This is a genomic window from Draconibacterium mangrovi (genome assembly GCF_010586825.1).
GTDB classification, from domain to species: Bacteria; Bacteroidota; Bacteroidia; order Bacteroidales; family Prolixibacteraceae; genus Draconibacterium; species Draconibacterium mangrovi.
The window spans coordinates 17,620-36,764 of sequence record NZ_JAAAGB010000017.1; the positions used below are offsets into that span (position 1 = coordinate 17,620).

The following is a 19,145-nucleotide window of genomic DNA, read 5'->3' on the forward strand; positions in this document are numbered from 1 at the left end:
TTTGCAAGATACTATTTTGTGGTTTTTCCTTCATACATCGACTGGAAAACTTCATCAACCGGTTCCCAAAGTTCTATTTTGTTGTTTTCAGGATCGAGGATGTGGACAAACTTTCCATACTCATATGTTTCAATTTCATCACAAATTGTTACCCCTGCTTCTTGCAAATCAGCCACCAATTTTTCAATATTTTCAACCCTGTAGTTGATCATAAATTCTTTCTCTGAAGGCTGAAAATAGTTGGTATCATCTTTAAACGGACTCCAAACCGAGTAGGCTTTTTCATCCGGCGAATCCGATTTCCGGAATTCAAAAACCGAACCGTATTCGTTTGTTACCAGACCCAGGTTTTCACTATACCAATTTTTCATCTTTTCCGGATCTTTTGTTTTGAAAAAGATTCCGCCGATGCCTGTTACTTTTTTCATAAATTTTCTTTTATCAATAAAAAGATAACGCTATTAAATGGTTCAAGCGAAATTAAATTTTCCGAAGCAGAAGTAATCGAAAATCCATTACCTCGTTGCCGGGAATAAAGCTTGCCTGCATGGTTAATAATCCCTTTCCTTTTTCAAGGTAGATGTTTCCGACTTTTTTCCTCTTAAATTGTTTTACATATCCCTCTGCTCGGGGATATATATCCATATTATCCAATAACGGGGAGTTAAATGCTTCGTCGATTTTGAATTCGAGAACTGCTTCGTTAAAGCTTAGTTTTATAGTTGAGCCGATTTGTTCTTCAGGGCAGGTATAAAATAATTCAACTTCATAATTTCCTGAATTTAAGACTTCTGCATTAAAAGTTATTTTGTCTTCAGTGCTTGTCCAGTTAAGCAGGTATGAACTGTTTGGCCACCTGTTTGACCTTTTTATATTACCGGAAGCAATTGCATCACGTGCCGGAAGTTGGGTTTGAAATACACTTGGATGACCTATCGGAAAGGGACGATCTGCATTTATATCCAATTCGCTTGCTACGTTTTTTTGCCAGTTTGTTTTTGCCATAAGTAGTTGCTGATATTCATTTGGATATTTTTCAGATACATCAAAATATTGTTCCGGATCATTTTCCATATCAAAAAGTTTATTTTCATGATCGAGCCTGAATTTCTGAGATCTTAAACTTAATTTGCCACCCCAATAATTATAAATTATCCTATCCTTCCATTCTGTGGCATCGTCCATTAGCAAAGGTTTTAAGCTTATACCGTCAAGCGGGTTTTTTATTTGCATATTAATTCCGGCCAGTTCTGCCAGTGTGGGGAGCAAATCTATTCCGCTGGCAATTTCACTAATTTCTTTTCCGGGGCTAAAATTTCCTTTCCATTTCATAATAAGTGGAGAACGTACTCCACCTTCATCAGTAGATCCTTTTTTACCTTTCATGTTATCATTCCAGCGAACACTATTTGGGCCGTTATCAGAAAGATATAGAATGATAGTCTTCTCCGTCAGTTCCAGTTCTTCAAGTTTTTGCGTTATGCGACCGACATTCCAATCGATGTTCTCGCACATAGCCAAAGCAGCTTTTGTAAACAGGGTGTCTTCCTTCTCCTTATTCCGGTTAAACATTTCAAGGTTTTTGTTTTTATATTTTTCCCAGAATTGATCGGGTACCTGCATTGGCGAATGAGGTGTATTAAATGGCAAATACAACAAAAATGGTTGATCCTTATTTTCCTCTATAAAATTCAGGCCTTTTTGTGTGAAGTCATCGATGATAAAACCATTACCTGTTACAATTTCGCCATTGTGTTCTAACATTGGGCTGAAATAGTTTCCCCAATGACCGGAACAGAAGCCATAAAAGTCGTCAAATCCCCTGGAGTTTGGGTGGTAGGGGGCCTGCATGCCATTGTGCCATTTCCCATAAGCAGCGGTAGTATATCCGGCATTTTTAAATACTTCGGTCAAAGTAGTTTCATCAAGATCCATTCTTTCTCCACCGGCTCCGGTTGACCAAACACCACTGCGCACATGATACCGTCCTGTTAACAATTCGGCCCGGGTAGGCGAGCAAACTGCACAAACGTAAAAACGGTCGAAAGTAACACCGGTTTCAGCCAGTTTATCAATGTTTGGAGTTTTTATGTTTGTATTTCCGTTACAGCTTAAGTCTCCCCAACCTTGATCGTCAGTTAATATTATTATGATGTTGGGTTTTGTTTCGTATGGTTTGTGTGAACAGGATAATATGAATAGAAAAAGAAGAAGTAGCAGGTTTTTCATTATTGTTGGTTTAGTTTAAGGCTAAAATAACTAATATTTAGCACTAAACCGACATGCCATGAGTCTGAAGGATTATCGTTTGTTGCTGCAACTATAGCAGCGTTTTTATTTCAGCTAAGTTTGATCGTTTTATCCAGTTCGGGTGCTCTTCCATTTCTTCCGTTTTTTCGTGAATCCAGGTAATATGAAAAGGAATATGAATACCAAAACCTCCCAACTGCAGCACCGGTTCAATGTCTGATTTGTAGGAATTTCCTATCATCAGAAAATCTTTCGGCTCAATTTCAAGGTGCCGGATCAGCTTTTGGTAATCGGCCGGTTTTTTGTTGCTCATTACTTCCACATGATGAAAATATTTTTCGAGTTTCGATTTTTGCAATTTTCGTTCCTGATCGAGCAAATCGCCTTTTGTGGCAACAATTAATTTATAGCCTTTTTGCTGCAGATATTCCAGTGTTTCAATAACGCCGTCGAGCAGTTCTACCGGCTGATTGATTTGTGTTTTACCCAATTCAATAACTTGCTCCAAAGTTTGCTGCGGAACTTTGTTGCCAGTGATTTTCAGCGCGGTTTCTATCATCGAAAGTACAAAACCTTTGGTGCCGTAACCATATTCATCAAGGTTTTGCATTTCGGTGGCAAAAAGTACTTCCATAGTTTCGTCCGAAGTACTGAACTCTGATAACAAGGCACAAAACTTTTCCTCGGTTTCGCGGAAGAATGTTTCGTTTACCCAAAGGGTATCGTCGGCATCAAATCCTATTACTTTGAAGTTGGTTTTCATGATGATGTTTCTCGCAGATTTCGCTGAAAACGCAAATTTGCTTTTATCTATAAGCTTGGTTTATAACGCTAAATTCACCACGGTAATTCCGGCGCCGCCAAAGTCAACATGCTCATCTTTATAGCTTCGAACCATGGGTTCAGAACGCAAATAGTCGCGGATACTTTGTTTTAAAATCCCGTGTCCTTTACCATGTAGAATCCGAAGTTGACCTGCCTCAAACATAATCGCCTCGTCGATAAATTCGGTGATTTTGGAAATAGCTTCTTCCACGCGCTGGCCCCTTATATCAATTTCGGGTTTAAAACTCAGTCGGCGTTCCGAGAAACCTTCAGTAAGAACAGATGCCCGACCACTACGGTTCTTATCCAGCTTTTTCGCTTCGTTATTGCTGATGCGTTCCAGGTTTTTACTTGGCATTGTTGTCATTAACTGGCCAAAAGCAACCACCGCATTTTTCTCGTTTATTTCAATAAGGTCGCCAACGGTATCTTGTCCTTTTAAACGCACTTTATCGCCGGGGCGCATTTCTGCACTTTGCTCCAGTTTTTCTTTGCTTACCGGCTTTTTCGACTCATCGGGGCGGTGTTTATTCCGGTTGTCTTCCCTCTGGCGCAGTTGCTCCATTTTTTTCGCGATCTGCGAACCGTTGCCCGTTGTTTTACGGTCGATATCCTTTTTCAGATCGCCCAGTTTAGCACGTGCCTCTTTAGTTTTTTCCTTGTCGGCCTGTGCCTTTTTTATTTCCTGAATGGTATTTTCAATCCGTTTGTTAACACCTTTCAGCAAAGCATCGGCTTCTTCCTTGGCTTTTTTCAGAATCTCTTTTCGCTGCTTTTGTATCTCCAGCAATTCCGCCTCGTAGGTTTCCGCCGTGTCGTCGATAATCTTTTCCACCTTACGAATCTTCATTCGCTTGGTTTCCCAGTAGCGTTTGTCGCGGTTAATTTTGCGCAGGTTACGGTCGAAATCAATGTGGTCTTTTCCCACTTTTTCGGTGGCATGCTCCAAAATATCTTCGGGCAATCCGATTTTTCGTGCAATCTCAAAAGCAAACGAACTGCCCGGTTTGCCAATATCCAGCTTAAACAGCGGGTTCATGTTTTGCGAATCGTAAAGCATGGCACCGTTTATAATTCCTTCGGCCGACGATGCAAAGTGTTTGAGGTTGGTGTAGTGTGTGGTAATTACGCCAAAAGTTCCCAGTTCTGTTAGCTTCTCCAGAATCGATTCGGCAATGGCTCCACCCAGCATAGGTTCGGTTCCGGTACCAAATTCGTCAATCAGGATCAAGGTTTTTTCGTTACAGTTGCGCACAAAATGTTTCATGTTCATCAGGTGCGAACTGTAAGTACTCAGGTCGTTTTCCATCGATTGCTCATCGCCGATATCGATAAAAAGTTGTTCGAATACGCCTGTTTTACTGGCTTCGTTAACCGGAATTAGCAAGCCACATTGCAACATGTATTGCAGTAGCCCGGTAGTTTTCAGGCAAACCGATTTCCCACCGGCGTTGGGTCCCGAAATCAACAGGATATGTTTTTCGTCGGTGAGTTTTATATCGAGTGGAACAATTTTGCGGCTCTCCTTTTTTAATGTTTTTAAAAGCAGCGGATGAATGGCGTTGTACCATTCGATTATCGACTCCTCTTTAAATTCGGGGCGGATGGCATCAAATTCAACCGCCAGCAAAGCTTTTGCCCGGATAAAATCCATTTCGCCAAGGAAATCGTACGAATAAGACAGTTCTTCCAGGTAAGGACGGATATCATTGGCAAAATTGGTGAGTATTTTAATGATCTCGCGGCGTTCGGCGTATTCCAGTTCGCGGATCTCGTTGTTCATTTCCACGATTTCGTTGGGCTCAACATACGATGTTTTTCCGGTGGCCGATTCATCGTAAACAATACCTTTTAGCTTGCGTTTGTTGGCCGCTGCAACAGGTATTACGGCACGTCCGTCGCGGATTGAAACCGACGCATCTTCATCTACCCAGCCATCTTTTTGTGCTTGTTTTAAAATGGCATGCAAACGTTTCGACATGCTCGACTGCATGTTCATAATACTGCGTCGTGTTTGTGCCAGTTCGGGCGATGCGTTGTCGCGGATCTTGCCAAATTTATTGATGATCACATCTATACGGTCGTAGATGTACGGAAACACCTGCACCCGCGATGTTTTTTGCTTTAGGATAGGGAAGGCTTCTTCTTCCTGTTTCGAAAAGAAGTTTACGATGGCACGTACCGATTCGAGCGACCGTTTCAGGTCAAACAATTCTTCCGGTTCGAGGAAACGGCCTTCCAACCGGATTTTTTTCAAAGCCTCGCGCAGATCGTAAAAATGCGTGGCCGGGAAACTATCGAATTCGCGAATGATTCTGCAAAACTCATTTACCTCATTCAGTTGTTGCAAAATGGTGTCGTACGATGTTTGAAAATGCATCTCCTGCACCCACTCGTCTCCCATGGTGCTGATGCACTTGTTGGTGAGCATCTCGCGAATGCGGTCGAAACCAATTTTTGCCTCGAAATTATTTGGATAAATGTTTTGCATAGCCTTTTCTTAATCAGCTGCAAAAATACAGTTCAAAGTTCAAAGTACAAAGTAACGGGTTCATTGTTTAGCGTTTCCAATGGCTCTGGTAGCGGGAGTGTGTGATATTGGTTCCTAATTTTCTGATTTTTGGAGTGACCGCTAACTTCATTACTTAAAAGTTGGAGCAATTAGCTTCGATACCGGACTTCAGAAGATCATTCTCTGACATCTGAGGTACTACTTATAACTTCCGAAGTATTTATTATTACTTCGGAACTGATTAATTTGAGAAAAAAGCTTCAAGTTAGATCTTCCTTGCTTCAAATTCCGGGAAAATAAGTACATCGTAAAACTTCTTAAGTACAACGATTCAGAAAATATGTACTTCGTTTGAGTTCTGATCCTCAACGTTTAAGAAAATAGGAATTAGCTATATGTTTATAGCCCAAAAGGCTAATTACTAAGCCTCTATGTAAAGGTATAAAGACTAATAAACAAGGATAAAAAGGTAATAATAGAGCATAAAAGCATAATAAAAATGAAATATAACATAGGAGGGTATGTAAAAAACATATAGAAGAAGGTAAAATACAGATAAACAGAAGTAAAAAATAATTCAAGCTGATGTTTTTGTTGATATCATAAAGCTTTTAGGAAAAACGATGAATTTATAAGCTTTAGTTATGAAGCACTTAAAACAACATGTTTAATTTGTTTGCGGTTGTAGGTGTACGAAATGTGAATTAATCCATCAGTTGTTTGAATAATACAAGGATAACTGAATTCTCCTTCCGGTTCATTTTCCAGATGCATGATTGTTTTCCACGATTTCCCATCGGTGGAATAATAAAGATCGAGTTTGTTTCTTCCGGCTTCCCACGAATCGCCACCTGGCAGAGGATTGTTAACCAGCAATTTTCCCCCCGATTGCAGTGTAATAGCATCAATTCCCGAATTGGGATGCGGAATGGTTGTCGGCAGAACTACTGACCATGTTTTTCCTTCATCGTGCGACCAGCTTTCCATTACAAAATTTTGGTTGCTGCGCAAAAGTGCCTGTATACTTTGATCGGGGTAAACGAGCAAGGTTGGTTGAATAACTTTTACCGAATCGGGCGAAGGAATGTCAATTTTTGTCCAGGTTTGGCCGCCATTTGTCGATCGCTCAATGTGCGCTTTCCAAAGCTCATGGCTTTCTTCGGTGCTCGATGGACTAAGAATTACACCGGAAAACAGTTGAATCGGTTTATTCCGGATCGGGCCAAGAATTCCGTCGGGCAGTTTTTCGGGTGCCGACCAGGTTTTTCCTTCGTCAGACGAATGAATTACCATTCCCCACCAATCGTTTGGGCTGGGACCAACTTTGTAGAAAAGATCAATTTGATTGTTTGCACTTCTGAACAAAACCGGATTCCAGGTTGGGAACGAGGTTGTATCAATTTTGCCGTCGGCTACTTTTTTCGGTTTTTGCCATTGTCCGTTTTCAAAAGCTGCTGTGTAAATACTAACCTCGGGATGCCGCTCGTGCGGCCCTCCAAAAAACGATACCAAAAGTCCAGTTTTTGTTTCAATTATCGATGAAGCGTGACATTGCGCATATTGCAAAGTGTCGGAAATGTAGCTTTCGGAAACAAGTGTGAAGTTTATGCTTTTCTTTTGGTGGCAACCAGTAATTATTAGAAAAAGAAAACTAAACGACAGGATTAATTTTTTCATAAATCAAATGTCGTAATTTTCTTTTTATTGAAAAAAAGGATTTGATACCGTATTAAAACCAAAAAGAAATCATGCTTAATCCCGGTCACCGTTTCGCGAAGTTCAATTATCGTTGCTAATATACATTCCAACGCCAATACTTACTGAATTGAACAATGTTGACACACCCGCCTCTTTGAATACGGTTCGATACACCCGTAAATTGGTAAACATTGCTTTATTGTTGTTTAACTTATACTCACATCCAGCTTGTACCGAAATTCCAAAGAAATTGGATGCCAGAGGTGTTTCTTCCGATTCATATGTTGTGTCACTAATGTCCTTTACCGTTCTCTTGACAACTTTTTGGCTCGACGAAAATACATAGTTCATGCATGGTGCCAGGGTTAAAGTTGGTTTAATTTTGTTTTGAGAGAAGGTGTATTTCAATCCTATTGAGGGCTGAAATGCCCAAAAATCCAAATAGATGTCATAATAATCGGTTTGATAGCTGGCAACATCTGTATAGGATCCGTGGTTGTTTAATTTGCTGAAGTCGGCTTCAACTTCAAACGATAGTTTTTCATTCCAGTAAGGAAAGGAAAGACTAAATAGCATTCCGGCCGAGGGAAAATAGGTTTTGTCAAATTGATAGTTAGAGAAAATTCCTTTGTCGAAATGAAGTTCACCAACTCCACCCATAACTACGGGAGCAACCCGAATTCTTGTCTTAGGTGCATTTTTTTTGTAAAAAACACATAGCGTATCGGAGCAAACACAATCGTGGTATTTATTGGTAATATCGATTAACGATTTATGATTCAGGCTAACTTTATTGATTTCTTCTTCAATTTCATTACAATCAGAAAATATTGCTTTTAATATTCCAATATGTCTAAAAGAGCTTTTTTCATTGTTGTTATTTCCTTTTTTCGATAGTTCATAAATTCTGCCATCTTGTTCAATCAGATACATGTAATTATTTACATCGCGATAGAAATAGAGGTTTACAATACCGCTTACAAGAAATTCAACAAAAACTGTTTTATTGGTATTATTCGGTAAATTCAATTCTTTTGATACATAAAACTTATCATCAATAAACCTGTACGATTGAATTTCGGTAGCATCCAGTTTTTTTACTTCCTGCTCCTGGTTTTCTTTGAATTCGCAGATTCGTGAATTTCGAACTTCTCCCCGGTAGTCGATCAGGCCATAAACAGTGTCGTTGTCCCAAGTAATGTAATAGCCTGGCCGGAAAGTAGATTGTGCCATAAGTGTTTGGCAGCTAATAATTGATATAAAAAAGAAAAGAATGAAAAGTTTGTTTTTGGGAAATTTAGTTGTCATTTTGATGTGCTTGTTAATTAATTTTATTTGGCATTCTAATTTATAAATTATCAAATTATAATTAGCATAAAACAATCTATGTTGTTAAGCAGCTGATGTAAAAATAGGGAACCGTTCTCCTTAATTGAGTACGATTCCCTAAATCTGTTGGCAATGATCTGCCTTAAATTAATTTTGAAAGTTATCCTTTCGGTACTTTCTCGTCCGGGAAACGTTTTCCGTACTCCACCCAGAATAATTTTACCTCGCTCTTCATTTCTTTTGAAAGCGAGAGAATACCGATAAGGTTAGGAATGGTCATTAAGGCTATAGTAATTCCCGATAATGTCCAGATGATTGTAGTGTCGGTAAACGAAGCCAAAAAGAATCCGATTACATAAACCACACGGTACCAAACTTCGGCTTTAACGCCAAATAAATAGGTAACTGCGCGGCCGCCGTAATACGACCAACTGATGGCGGTTGAGAAAGCAAACATCAACAGGCCGATTGAAACAATGTATTTCCCGTAGTCACCAAACCAACTCTTGGTAAAGGCAATGGTGGTAAGTGGCGCACTGTGCATTAACGATTTTCCTTCCAGTGCCAAATCTTTTGGATTGGGGCTGTCGGGACTTCTGTCGATCTTTCCTCCGGTAACTTTAATTTCACCCGAATAAGGCTGATTATCCACAAAAACGCGAATGTCTTCGGCTACCGAGCGGGCGTGCAAAATTGTTGGCTGGTCGATAATTTCTCCGTTCTGAACCTCAAGAACATTGTTGAACATGGCCAAATCTGCTTTTCCAACCAGGTAGTTGTGTAACTGATGGACATCGCTTTCTATGGCTTCCGAATAGTTTCCGTCGAGTACAACAATATCGGTTTCCTGGAAAAGGTTCTGGTGTTTCTCCGTCCAAACACCTGATGATAACAATACCAGTCCGGTTAAAGAACAAATGATAATGGTATCAATAAATGGTTCCAACAATGCAACCAGGCCTTCAGAAACCGGCTCGTGTGCACGTGCTGCGGCGTGGGCAATTGGCGCCGATCCCTGACCTGCCTCATTCGAGAACAATCCACGGTTTACTCCACGGTTAAAAGCAAAAGCAATGCTGCCACCCAAAAAGCCGCCAACAGCTGCCGAGCCGTTAAAAACGTCTCCGAAAATGGCAACAATAGACGGTATAATATTATCGTAATTGTAAGTGATTACAGCCATCGCACCGATAAAATAAACGATGGCCATCAGCGGTACCAGTTTCGAGGTAACATTGGCAATACGTTTAATTCCGCCAACAATTACCAGCCCGAGCAATACGGCCAAAATACCACCACTTACCATGTGGTTGATACCAAAGGTTTCGAACAGCGAGTTGGAGATACTGTTAATTTGCGGCAGGTTTCCGGTACCAAACGATGAAAGGATGGTTGCAACAGCAAAAAGTCCTCCGAGCAAAGTCCCGGTTTTTAAAATTTTATTGTTTTTCAAGGGAATGTTCAGGCGTTTTTTCATGAAATACATGGGACCCCCGGCAATTGTTCCGTCGGCAGCTTTGTCGCGGTATTTGTGCGAAAGCGTAACTTCCACAAACTTGGTGGTCATACCCAGTGCTGCTGTTACCAGCATCCAGAAAAGTGCTGCCGGCCCACCCAGGTGAATGGCCAGCGCCACTCCGGCAATGTTACCGGTTCCCACTGTTCCCGACAAGGCTGTTGTTAAGGCCTGAAAGTGCGAAGTGTCGCCTACGTCGCCTTCTTTGTCGAATTTTCCTCTTACAATTCGCAACGAATGTTTAAGGTAACGGAATTGTGGAAATTTCAGGTAAATGGTAAAAAAGATACCCGTTCCGAGTAATAAAAATACAAACCATTGCGAGCCTCCAATATGGCCGTCGATGGTAGAAAGAATCTCATTGAGTTTGTTCATTATTTGCAGTTTTTTTATACGTTGAATTGTTAATTCAAAAAGGTAACTTTTGAAACCTGCATAGCCCAACACTTTTCTTCGGATTGAAGGTATTGTCGTATGCTCGTTTCAAAAATCGAGCTAAAAATAGTAATCCTGTTCAATTTGCTAAAAAATGAGGGTTTTTATTTTTAAAATGTTATTAAATCCTGAGAAAGGTCATCTTTTGTGGTGGCTTGTTTGGCGGAGTACGCGAAATCATGTTTTTAAGCCTGCTTTTCAAATTCTTTTAAACATTATCGAAACCGATTGGTTTTTGTCGTAATTTCGCGTAAACAACTTAAAAAGCAATTAATCATGTTACCAAAGTTTTTATTAGCCGACAATTCACAGGAGACTCCTGATACTATTTTTGTGGTTCACACCGAAACGCCACGTTTTATTGTAGAAGCAGATATCGATGATTTCTGGAACAACCAGGAAATTCATTGGATGGATGGTGAGCCGGGTGACGAAAAGTTGATTTCGGAGTTGGTTGAAGCAGCCGAAGAATTTTTGGAAAAAGAATTTGAAAACGAAGAACTTCTGGCAGAAGACGACGACGAGGAGTAGTTGTTAAAGCGCTGATTTCATTCAGCAAAAAATAAACGGAATAGCAATGGTAGCAGATCGTTTATATCGTTCGCGAAACAGAGTGCTGGGTGGTGTTTTGGCTGGTTTTGCCGAATACTTCTCAATAGATGTGGTTTTGGTTCGATTGATTTATGTGCTGCTATCGCTTTTCTCTGCCGGATTTCCCGGTTTGCTGGTTTATATTGTTTTTTGGATTCTAACGCCCGAAAAACCTGTCAATCCGTATAATTCGGAAACTACTTCGTAAGCTCTTCAAACGAAAGATCCATTAGCGGAAAATTTTCCCAGCCGATAAAATCAAAATGCCACCATTCAGAAGAAATCACTGAAAATCCAAAATGAGACATAACACCAATTAAAATGGTGCGGTTTTGTAGGGCTGCTTCCGGAAGATCGGTATAATCGGAATGGGCTTTTTCCGAGAAATCATCAAATGCTGTGGGCATTTCAAGTTCTTGCTTTGTAGATAAATTCACCAACGAAACATCAACAGCACATCCCCGGTTATGGCGGGAGCCGGTTTTCGGGCTGGCCACAAAATCAGGATCGGGATACACCTCATAAAATTTCAGCGTTGCGGCATACGGACGATAAGCATCGTAAATTTTTAAGCCAAGATTTAACGATGCCAGCGAATCCTGCACCAATTTTAAAGCCGCCGCCACCGGTTTGCGGGCATAGGCTTTTGACGATTTGTAAATTATTTCTTTTGTAAAATTATTGTTGGTGGCGTAACGAATGTCGAGAACCACATTATTTAGCTTCTTTTCCAGGTCAACCAGTTCCATTTCCGGATTTTCTGCAAGCTGAGTTTTGTATTCTTCCACTGAATTTACAATTGGCAGATTATGCGGATTCCGTTTCTCTGAAGTGCTTTTTGTTACACACGAAACCAGAAAGGCACTCAAGAAAAGGAGCGTAAATATTTTGGTTGTTTTCATCTGTTTAAATTTTTTTGATTTCTGAATGTTCAAAAAAATTGTAGTCATTCAGGAACTCACTTAAATTTTAATCATTCTTATTTGTGAATTTAGAATGAAGAAAATTCATGTTCGTTTCATCATTTATTCCTGTTCAACTCCTTTTAGTGACAATTGAATACGTTTGCGAGGAATGTCCAATTCTTTCACCCGCACTTTTATGTGTTGGTGCAATTTTACAATTTCGTTGGGATCAGAAATAAAACGATCGGCCATTTCCGAAATGTGTATCAGTCCCGACTCTTTAATACCCACATCAACAAAAGCTCCAAACTTGGTAATGTTGTTTACAATTCCGGGTAGTACCATGCCAACCTGCAAATCGGTGATGTTGAAAATACCATCGGCAAATTCAAAAACCTTGATTGGTTTTCGCGGATCGCGTCCCGGTTTCAGCAACTCGTTTTTTATGTCGGTTAGGGTAGGGAGACCTACTTCAGCAGTCACATAATTTTTAAAATCAATTTTCGAGATCAGCTCTTCATTTCTGATCAGGTCTTTCACTTCGCACTTCAAGTCCTTGGCAATTTTCGATACGATTTTGTACGATTCAGGGTGTACACCTGAATTATCCAACGGATTTTTGGCATCGGGAATTCGCAGGAATCCGGCTGCCTGTTCAAAAGCTTTTGGTCCCATTCGCGGTACTTTCTTTAGTGCGTCGCGCGATTCGAACATGCCGTTCTCTTTTCGGTAAGTGGTAATGTTTTCAGCCAACTGCGGACCAAGACCGGAAATGTAGGTTAGCAGGTGTTTGCTGGCGGTATTTAAATTTACGCCAACAGAATTTACACTCAATTCAACAACCGAATCGAGACTGCTTTTCAGATTTTTCTGATCAACATCGTGCTGGTATTGTCCAACGCCAATACTTTTCGGGTCGATTTTTACCAGCTCGGCCAGTGGATCCATCAACCGGCGGCCAATGGAAATGGCTCCACGAACGGTAACATCGTATTGTGGAAATTCCTGGCGGGCCACCGATGAGGCAGAATATACCGAAGCGCCATCTTCGCTTACCACGTATACACGCACTTCGCGGTTATAACGCAACTTTTTTATAAAAGCTTCTGTTTCGCGGCTGGCCGTTCCGTTTCCAATGGCAATTGCATCAATCTGGTAAATTTCTACCATCGAGGAAATTTTTTTGGCCGCCATCTTTTTTTCTTCCTGTGGTTTGTGCGGGTAAATATTTTCGTTGTGCAACAGGTTGCCCTGTTCATCCAAACATACTACTTTACAGCCGGTGCGGTAACCCGGATCGATTGCTAGTGTTCTTTTTTGGCCCAGCGGAGGTGCCAACAGCAACTGCTTCAGGTTTTCGGTAAAAACGTTTATGGCTTCGGTATCGGCTTTTTCTTTTGATAATTTGGCAAATTCCGTTTCAATCGATGGCTGGATGAGGCGTTTTAAACTGTCTTTTACGGCAAGCGCTACCTGTTCCGAGCTGTCGTTGTTTCCTTTTACAAAAAAACGCTCCAGGTTTTCCAATACCCGCTCTTCGTTTGGCGAAATAGATACACGCAAAAATCCTTCGTTTTCGCCGCGGCGCATGGCCAGCAAACGGTGCGATGGACATTTTTTTAGCGGTTCGCTCCAATCAAAATAGTCGCGGTATTTGGCGGCCTCTTCTTCTTTTCCTTTAATTATTTTTGAGGTTATATAGGCTCCCAGATCAAAACCTTTACGCACAATATTACGGGCACGTTCGTTTTCGCTAACCCACTCAGCAATTATATCGCGGGCACCCGAAAGAGCGTCTTCTACTGAAGGTACTTCGTCGTTTAAAAACTGGTTGGCCCTGAATTCAGGATCGCGTTCCAGTTGTTTTATTATGATTTTGGCCAGTGGTTCCAGTCCTTTTTCGCGGGCGATGGTAGCTTTTGTGCGGCGTTTCGGTTTGTAGGGCAGGTAAATGTCCTCCAGTTCAACCGAATCAAAACAATCTTCAATTCGCGATTTCAAATCCGAGGTTAGCTGCCCTTGTTCATCAATGGTTTTCAGAATGGTTTCCTTGCGTTTGGCAAGTTCTGCATACTTATCGTTTTGCTCTTTAATTTGAAGCACCTGCACTTCGTCGAGACTGCCGGTACGTTCTTTTCGGTAGCGCGAAATAAACGGAACGGTGGCGCCTTCATTCAGTAAATTTATGGTGTTTAAAACCTGGGTGGTGTTCAGCCCCAGATTGCGGGCAATAAGATCTATGGTTTTGTTTTGCATATTTTGTTTTCTTGAATCGCAAAGGTAGACAAGGAACTTTTCATTTCAAAAGAAGATGACAAAACAAAAAAACCACCCGGGGCTTTCCGGGTGGTTTGCAGTTAACTACGAAAATTTACGCTATTTCCGTAAAGTAAAAATATGGTCTTTAAAATCGTCGGTAACAACAACGCGGTATTCGCCGCTCGTTAAGTTCGATATGTCGTAGCATTTATGTATCGTTAATTTTTTACCCAGGTTATACCCATTCACGTGCTCGCCGTTTTTATAAATATTCAGGAAAACACCTTTTTGTGCTGTATTTAAAAATGAAATTTTCAGCTTGTCATCATCAAGTTTCATATACGGTTCGTACAAATGTTGTACGTTCTCGGTAGTAATTTTATTGTCAGCAACCGTTATTTTGTTGTTTAAACTTTGGTTGCCGTAATTAATACAAATGCAATAAGTGCCATCGCCTAATGTCGAAAAATCAAGATTTTCGTTGTAACTGGCTTGCTTTTTTGTGGTTTTGTGCAAGAAGACGATCGAGTTATTATCATTGGTAACCGTAATTTCGAAAGTTTTGGGAACGTTGGAGTTGAATGCCAGCAGGGCAGCTTCATTTCCATTTTGCGAAATCTCCATTTTCGGAAGATCGGTGGCGCTTGCATATTCTGCTGCTACAGCGAATAATACAAACATTGTTAAAAATAAGAACCTTGTTTTCATGTTGCGTTTTTTGGATTATTGATTGCAAAATAAATAAAGACCCGTAAGTCTTTAATGCAATTTACGACTATTGTATTTTAAAAACAATGGCTGATAGAATATTATTTAGGTGAAAACCAGATTGTTAGGTTATTGTGAACTTTGGTTTAGCTATGTTGCCAAAACAAATGTTTAAAAAGTAGGAGAGATGTCGAAATAAAAAAACCGCTCTGCACAGCTTATACAGAGCGGTTTCATGTTAAATTATTGGTTACTAATCTAGAAACTCAGGCCAATGGTAAAATTGGTACACGGAAGTTTCGATTTTTTTTCGGATCCAAGGTTATCCGAAAACTCCGCATCAACGAATTGTTGCAGATATACCCCCGGATAATCATCGCTTTCCAATTCTGAGCTGATGGTGTTAAACTCTACGCCAAGCATCAGTACTCCGTAACGAATGTTTAAACCGGTTGAAAATCCAAAATCAACTGTACCCAGAAAAAAGTCCTCGGCATCGTCAATCATATCCGAATAATAGATTACAGCTCCTGTTGCCCATGCACAATCCAGTTTTGTATAAACATCAAATTCCAGTTTATCCACCGGACTGTAAGTAAGAGACGGCCCAATTTTCGACCCGGCACGAAGAACACCGAGGCTACCGCCATTCACATCATCTTCATTTTCGAAATTATGGAAAACAGTATATAGGTAGTCTACATTAATCCCAAGCGCCATATCGTTGCGGTTTATAATGCGTTTAAGCATAAATATCGATCCCAACTCAAAATTGGCTCCAGCCTTTGATGTAATACCCAGGTCGTTCCAGTCCTGTTCTTCCATTCCGAATTGTTTCCATGAAGGACTCGAATAGCCGAAACGAAAATAGAATTGATTGTCGAGGTATTGTCCAAAACTTATGATGGATGCAAGAATAAGAAATACAGTGAAAGTTGCTTTTTTCATGTTGATGTAAATTTTAATATATGGTTAAACTTAAAAGCGTATTTGTTCTGAAATAATACTTTGCGTTTACAAGTTATGATAATCTGAGTAAATATGAAAATAGAAATTTTTGCAAGAGTTTTGTGGCTGTTTTTTAGAAATAAAAAATGCTTTTTCTTTTTGCTTCTATTTCCTTTCATCTTTTGTGTTGTTTTTGCTATTTTTGCACCTCATTTTCAAAAAGAAGTAAAAGCATGTTTGATAATTTAAGCGACAGGCTGGAGAAGTCCTTCAAACTACTGAAAGGGCAGGGGAAAATTACCGAGATCAATGTGGCGGAAACGCTAAAAGATATTCGTCGTGCGTTATTGGATGCCGACGTTAACTTTAAAATTGCCAAAAAATTTACCGACGACGTAAAAGTCAAAGCTTTGGGGCAGGATGTTTTGTCTGCCGTAAAACCGGGGCAGATGATGGTGAAGATCGTAAAAGACGAGCTGGCAGAATTGATGGGAGGTACTTTTGCCGATATCGAGCTGAAAAATAAACCGGCAGTAATTCTGATGTCGGGACTACAAGGTTCGGGTAAAACAACGTTCTCCGGGAAGCTGGCAAATATGCTGAAAAGCAAAAAAGGCCGTCATCCGCTGTTGGTGGCATGCGACGTTTATCGTCCGGCTGCAATCGATCAGTTGAAAGTTCTGGGCGATCAGATCAATGTTCCGGTTTACACCGAAGAAGGAAACATGGATCCGGTTAAAATTGCCAAAGCAGCAATTCAACATGCAAAAGCAAATGGCAACGACGTGGTGATTGTGGATACCGCCGGTCGTTTGGCAGTCGACGAGCAGATGATGAACGAAATTTCTGCGGTGAAGAAAGCAATCAATCCGGATGAAATTCTGTTTGTGGTTGACTCGATGACAGGTCAGGATGCGGTAAACACAGCAAAAGAATTTAACGACCGCCTCGATTTCGACGGTGTTGTTCTTACCAAACTCGATGGTGATACCCGCGGTGGTGCTGCGCTATCCATTCGCGCAGTAGTTGAAAAGCCAATCAAGTTTGTGGGTACCGGCGAAAAAGTTGATGCACTCGACGTTTTCCACCCCGATCGTATGGCCGACCGTATTTTGGGAATGGGTGATATTGTTTCGCTGGTTGAAAAAGCCCAGGAACAATTTGATGAAGAAGAAGCAAAACGCCTGCAGAAAAAGCTGCAAAAAAATACATTTGATTTCAACGATTTCCTGAAACAGATTAACCAGATTAAAAAGATGGGTAACCTGAAAGATGTGATGGGAATGATTCCGGGCATGGGAAAAGCGTTAAAAGGAATGGATATTGACGATGATGCATTTAAGCACATCGAAGCCATTATCTACTCAATGACACCTGCTGAGCGGGAAAATCCATCGTTGATTAACGGAGGCCGCAGAAAACGTATTGCCAGCGGTTCGGGGACGGATGTTCAGGAAGTAAACCGTTTGCTGAAACAGTTTGGCGAAACACGTAAAATGATGCGTATGGTGTCGCAGGGGAAAAATGTTCAGCGCATGATGAGTGGAATGCAGGGACAGGGACGAAAATTTTAGTCACTGGTGATTGGTCATTAGGAAGTAGCAAGAAGCCACTGACAAATAAAATACGTAAGTAAAGTTTTGTAATAATAACTTGGCGTCTTGGCGCCTTTGCGAGAGAACAACATGAATTTGATCGACGGAAATAAAGTTGCTGCTGAAATAAAGCAGGAAATAGCAGAAGAGGTTAAACAAATCATCGACAACGGAGGGAAACAACCTCATTTGGCAGCTATTTTGGTTGGTCATGATGGTGGTAGCGAAACCTATGTTGCTTACAAAATTAAAGATTGTGAGGCGGTAGGTTTTAAGTCTTCGCTGATTCGTTATGAAGACGATGTAACCGAAGAAGAATTGCTTGCCAAGGTTGAGGAATTGAACAATGACGACGATTTGGACGGTTTTATTGTTCAGTTGCCACTGCCAAAACATATTTCGGAGCAAAAAGTAATCGAAGCCATCGATCCGAAAAAAGATGTTGATGGATTTCACCCGATAAACGTTGGACGTATGGTCATTGGTTTACCATCGTTTGTGTCGGCAACGCCATACGGAATTGTTGAATTGCTGAAACGCTACAACATTGAAACCAGCGGTAAAAACTGTGTTGTTTTGGGCCGCAGTAATATTGTTGGTCGACCGATGAGTGTATTGATGTCGCAAAAGGCAATTAACGCCACTGTAACCGTTGCTCACAGCCGCACTGCCAACCTGAAAGAGGTTTGCGCCAATGCCGATATTTTAATCGTTGCCATGGGAGTTCCTAAGTTTGTAACCGCTGATATGGTTAAAGAAGGTGCTGTTGTTATCGACGTGGGAACTACACGCGTAAAATCAGATAAAACAAAATCGGGATGGAAACTGAAAGGCGATGTTTTGTATGATGAGGTAGCTCCAAAATGTTCATACATCACTCCGGTTCCGGGTGGAGTAGGACCGATGACACGTACCTCGTTGTTGTTAAATACCTTGCTGTCGGCAAAAAAAGCGATCTATAAATAAAACGATATACTTCTATTGAAAGGGGACATTGATGTGTCCCCTTTTTTTTATGCTGTTTACCAAACGGTTAGATTTGGAAATTTGTTTGTAGAACCAATATAAATAGCATTTTTTGCCATTGAATAAAACTGCTACGTGACAGTTTCTGAATATTTGTCAAATATTTTTCTATTTTTGAAACCTGACTAAGTCCAAAAACCAAAATATTGAAGAATGGAAAGTGGTGATACTAACGAGGGAGCTAAGTTTAAAGACAGCAAATTCAAGCAAGAGATTCATTCAAAAGTTATTCGTGCAGGAAAAAGAACTTATTTTTTCGATGTAAAAAGCACTCGAAATGATGAGTACTACTTAACCATTACCGAAAGCAAAAAGCGTTTTGGCGAAAACGGTAAATATTCGTACGAGAAACACAAAATCTTTTTATACAGGGAAGACTTCACCAAGTTCATAGAAAGTCTGCAGGAAGTGGTTGAATATATTCACGGTAAACAACCTGAAGAACTGCGTGATGAAGCAGAACCACAAACTGATACAGAGGAAGTTGCTGAAGAGGAAGAAGTTCCGGTTAAAGACTACACCAACGTGGAGTTCGAAGATATTTAAGC

General features: G+C 40.6%; 16 protein-coding genes. 5 read left to right on the forward strand and 11 right to left on the reverse strand.

From position 1 onward, the window contains the following. Positions 1 to 11 precede the first annotated feature (11 nt). The 7 genes from G4420_RS22340 to G4420_RS22370 form a co-directional block, all read right to left on the reverse strand. Positions 12 to 428, reverse strand: a complete 417-nt coding sequence (locus G4420_RS22340) for a VOC family protein (RefSeq protein ID WP_163326173.1) — start codon at positions 426 to 428, stop codon at positions 12 to 14. Between the two features lie 52 nt (positions 429 to 480). Then, complete coding sequence (locus G4420_RS22345; RefSeq protein ID WP_163326174.1) at positions 481 to 2,229, reverse strand: arylsulfatase; 1,749 nt, start codon at positions 2,227 to 2,229, stop codon at positions 481 to 483. Positions 2,230 to 2,320: 91 nt separating this feature from the next. Further along, positions 2,321 to 3,013, reverse strand: a complete 693-nt coding sequence (locus tag G4420_RS22350; protein WP_163326175.1) for an HAD family hydrolase — start codon at positions 3,011 to 3,013, stop codon at positions 2,321 to 2,323. 60 nt (positions 3,014 to 3,073) lie between these two features. Then, the gene (locus G4420_RS22355; protein WP_163326176.1) at positions 3,074 to 5,566 is read right to left on the reverse strand and encodes an endonuclease MutS2; all 2,493 of its coding nucleotides are present in this window, start codon (positions 5,564 to 5,566) and stop codon (positions 3,074 to 3,076) included. Between the two features lie 663 nt (positions 5,567 to 6,229). Beyond that, positions 6,230 to 7,264, reverse strand: a complete 1,035-nt coding sequence (locus tag G4420_RS22360; protein WP_163326177.1) for a sialidase family protein — start codon at positions 7,262 to 7,264, stop codon at positions 6,230 to 6,232. Between the two features lie 102 nt (positions 7,265 to 7,366). Beyond that, the gene (locus G4420_RS22365) at positions 7,367 to 8,518 is read right to left on the reverse strand and encodes a hypothetical protein (protein WP_163326178.1); all 1,152 of its coding nucleotides are present in this window, start codon (positions 8,516 to 8,518) and stop codon (positions 7,367 to 7,369) included. Between the two features lie 256 nt (positions 8,519 to 8,774). Further along, entirely contained in the window at positions 8,775 to 10,505 is a 1,731-nt protein-coding gene (locus G4420_RS22370) for an alanine/glycine:cation symporter family protein (RefSeq protein ID WP_163326179.1), read from the reverse strand. 336 nt (positions 10,506 to 10,841) lie between these two features. Between G4420_RS22370 and G4420_RS22375 the strand changes: the two genes are divergently transcribed. Together G4420_RS22375 and G4420_RS22380 are read left to right on the forward strand one after the other, a co-directional pair. After that, the gene (locus G4420_RS22375) at positions 10,842 to 11,096 is read left to right on the forward strand and encodes a hypothetical protein (RefSeq protein ID WP_163326180.1); all 255 of its coding nucleotides are present in this window, start codon (positions 10,842 to 10,844) and stop codon (positions 11,094 to 11,096) included. 46 nt (positions 11,097 to 11,142) lie between these two features. Continuing rightward, the gene (locus G4420_RS22380; RefSeq protein WP_163326181.1) at positions 11,143 to 11,364 is read left to right on the forward strand and encodes a PspC domain-containing protein; all 222 of its coding nucleotides are present in this window, start codon (positions 11,143 to 11,145) and stop codon (positions 11,362 to 11,364) included. Here G4420_RS22380 and G4420_RS22385 read toward each other — a convergent pair. From G4420_RS22385 to G4420_RS22400, 4 genes are all read right to left on the reverse strand, one after another. Next, positions 11,354 to 12,058, reverse strand: a complete 705-nt coding sequence (locus G4420_RS22385) for a M15 family metallopeptidase (RefSeq protein WP_163326182.1) — start codon at positions 12,056 to 12,058, stop codon at positions 11,354 to 11,356. The genes G4420_RS22380 and G4420_RS22385 overlap by 11 nt on opposite strands. 123 nt (positions 12,059 to 12,181) lie before the next feature. Further along, a complete protein-coding gene (locus G4420_RS22390; RefSeq protein ID WP_163326183.1) occupies positions 12,182 to 14,317 on the reverse strand; it encodes a Tex family protein in 2,136 nt (711 codons plus the stop codon). 120 nt (positions 14,318 to 14,437) lie between these two features. Continuing rightward, positions 14,438 to 15,028, reverse strand: a complete 591-nt coding sequence (locus G4420_RS22395) for a hypothetical protein (protein WP_163326184.1) — start codon at positions 15,026 to 15,028, stop codon at positions 14,438 to 14,440. Between the two features lie 258 nt (positions 15,029 to 15,286). Next, a complete protein-coding gene (locus G4420_RS22400) occupies positions 15,287 to 15,976 on the reverse strand; it encodes a hypothetical protein (RefSeq protein ID WP_163326185.1) in 690 nt (229 codons plus the stop codon). Positions 15,977 to 16,209: 233 nt separating this feature from the next. Here G4420_RS22400 and ffh point away from each other — a divergent pair, with 233 nt between their 5' ends. The 3 genes from ffh (at position 16,210) to G4420_RS22415 (ending at position 19,143) form a co-directional block, all read left to right on the forward strand. Next, positions 16,210 to 17,550: a signal recognition particle protein gene (ffh, locus tag G4420_RS22405; protein WP_163326186.1), complete on the forward strand. Its 1,341-nt coding sequence runs from the start codon at positions 16,210 to 16,212 to the stop codon at positions 17,548 to 17,550. 111 nt (positions 17,551 to 17,661) lie between these two features. Further along, entirely contained in the window at positions 17,662 to 18,537 is an 876-nt protein-coding gene (gene folD, locus G4420_RS22410) for a bifunctional methylenetetrahydrofolate dehydrogenase/methenyltetrahydrofolate cyclohydrolase FolD (protein WP_163326187.1), read from the forward strand. 213 nt (positions 18,538 to 18,750) lie between these two features. After that, positions 18,751 to 19,143 (forward strand): DUF3276 family protein, encoded by a 393-nt coding sequence (locus tag G4420_RS22415; RefSeq protein ID WP_163326188.1) that lies wholly within the window; start codon positions 18,751 to 18,753, stop codon positions 19,141 to 19,143. The last annotated feature ends 2 nt before the right edge of the window (positions 19,144 to 19,145 follow it).

Bases quoted from the DNA above. Each gene is read 5' to 3' on its own strand.
- G4420_RS22340 (WP_163326173.1), bottom strand. From the start codon at position 428: ATGAAAAAAGTAACAGGCATCGGCGGAATCTTTTTCAAAACAAAAGAT.
- G4420_RS22345 (WP_163326174.1), bottom strand. From the start codon at position 2,229: ATGAAAAACCTGCTACTTCTTCTTTTTCTATTCATATTATCCTGTTCA.
- G4420_RS22350 (WP_163326175.1), bottom strand. From the start codon at position 3,013: ATGAAAACCAACTTCAAAGTAATAGGATTTGATGCCGACGATACCCTT.
- G4420_RS22355 (WP_163326176.1), bottom strand. From the start codon at position 5,566: ATGCAAAACATTTATCCAAATAATTTCGAGGCAAAAATTGGTTTCGAC.
- G4420_RS22360 (WP_163326177.1), bottom strand. From the start codon at position 7,264: ATGAAAAAATTAATCCTGTCGTTTAGTTTTCTTTTTCTAATAATTACT.
- G4420_RS22365 (WP_163326178.1), bottom strand. From the start codon at position 8,518: ATGGCACAATCTACTTTCCGGCCAGGCTATTACATTACTTGGGACAAC.
- G4420_RS22370 (WP_163326179.1), bottom strand. From the start codon at position 10,505: ATGAACAAACTCAATGAGATTCTTTCTACCATCGACGGCCATATTGGA.
- G4420_RS22375 (WP_163326180.1), top strand. From the start codon at position 10,842: ATGTTACCAAAGTTTTTATTAGCCGACAATTCACAGGAGACTCCTGAT.
- G4420_RS22380 (WP_163326181.1), top strand. From the start codon at position 11,143: ATGGTAGCAGATCGTTTATATCGTTCGCGAAACAGAGTGCTGGGTGGT.
- G4420_RS22385 (WP_163326182.1), bottom strand. From the start codon at position 12,058: ATGAAAACAACCAAAATATTTACGCTCCTTTTCTTGAGTGCCTTTCTG.
- G4420_RS22390 (WP_163326183.1), bottom strand. From the start codon at position 14,317: ATGCAAAACAAAACCATAGATCTTATTGCCCGCAATCTGGGGCTGAAC.
- G4420_RS22395 (WP_163326184.1), bottom strand. From the start codon at position 15,028: ATGAAAACAAGGTTCTTATTTTTAACAATGTTTGTATTATTCGCTGTA.
- G4420_RS22400 (WP_163326185.1), bottom strand. From the start codon at position 15,976: ATGAAAAAAGCAACTTTCACTGTATTTCTTATTCTTGCATCCATCATA.
- ffh (WP_163326186.1), top strand. From the start codon at position 16,210: ATGTTTGATAATTTAAGCGACAGGCTGGAGAAGTCCTTCAAACTACTG.
- folD (WP_163326187.1), top strand. From the start codon at position 17,662: ATGAATTTGATCGACGGAAATAAAGTTGCTGCTGAAATAAAGCAGGAA.
- G4420_RS22415 (WP_163326188.1), top strand. From the start codon at position 18,751: ATGGAAAGTGGTGATACTAACGAGGGAGCTAAGTTTAAAGACAGCAAA.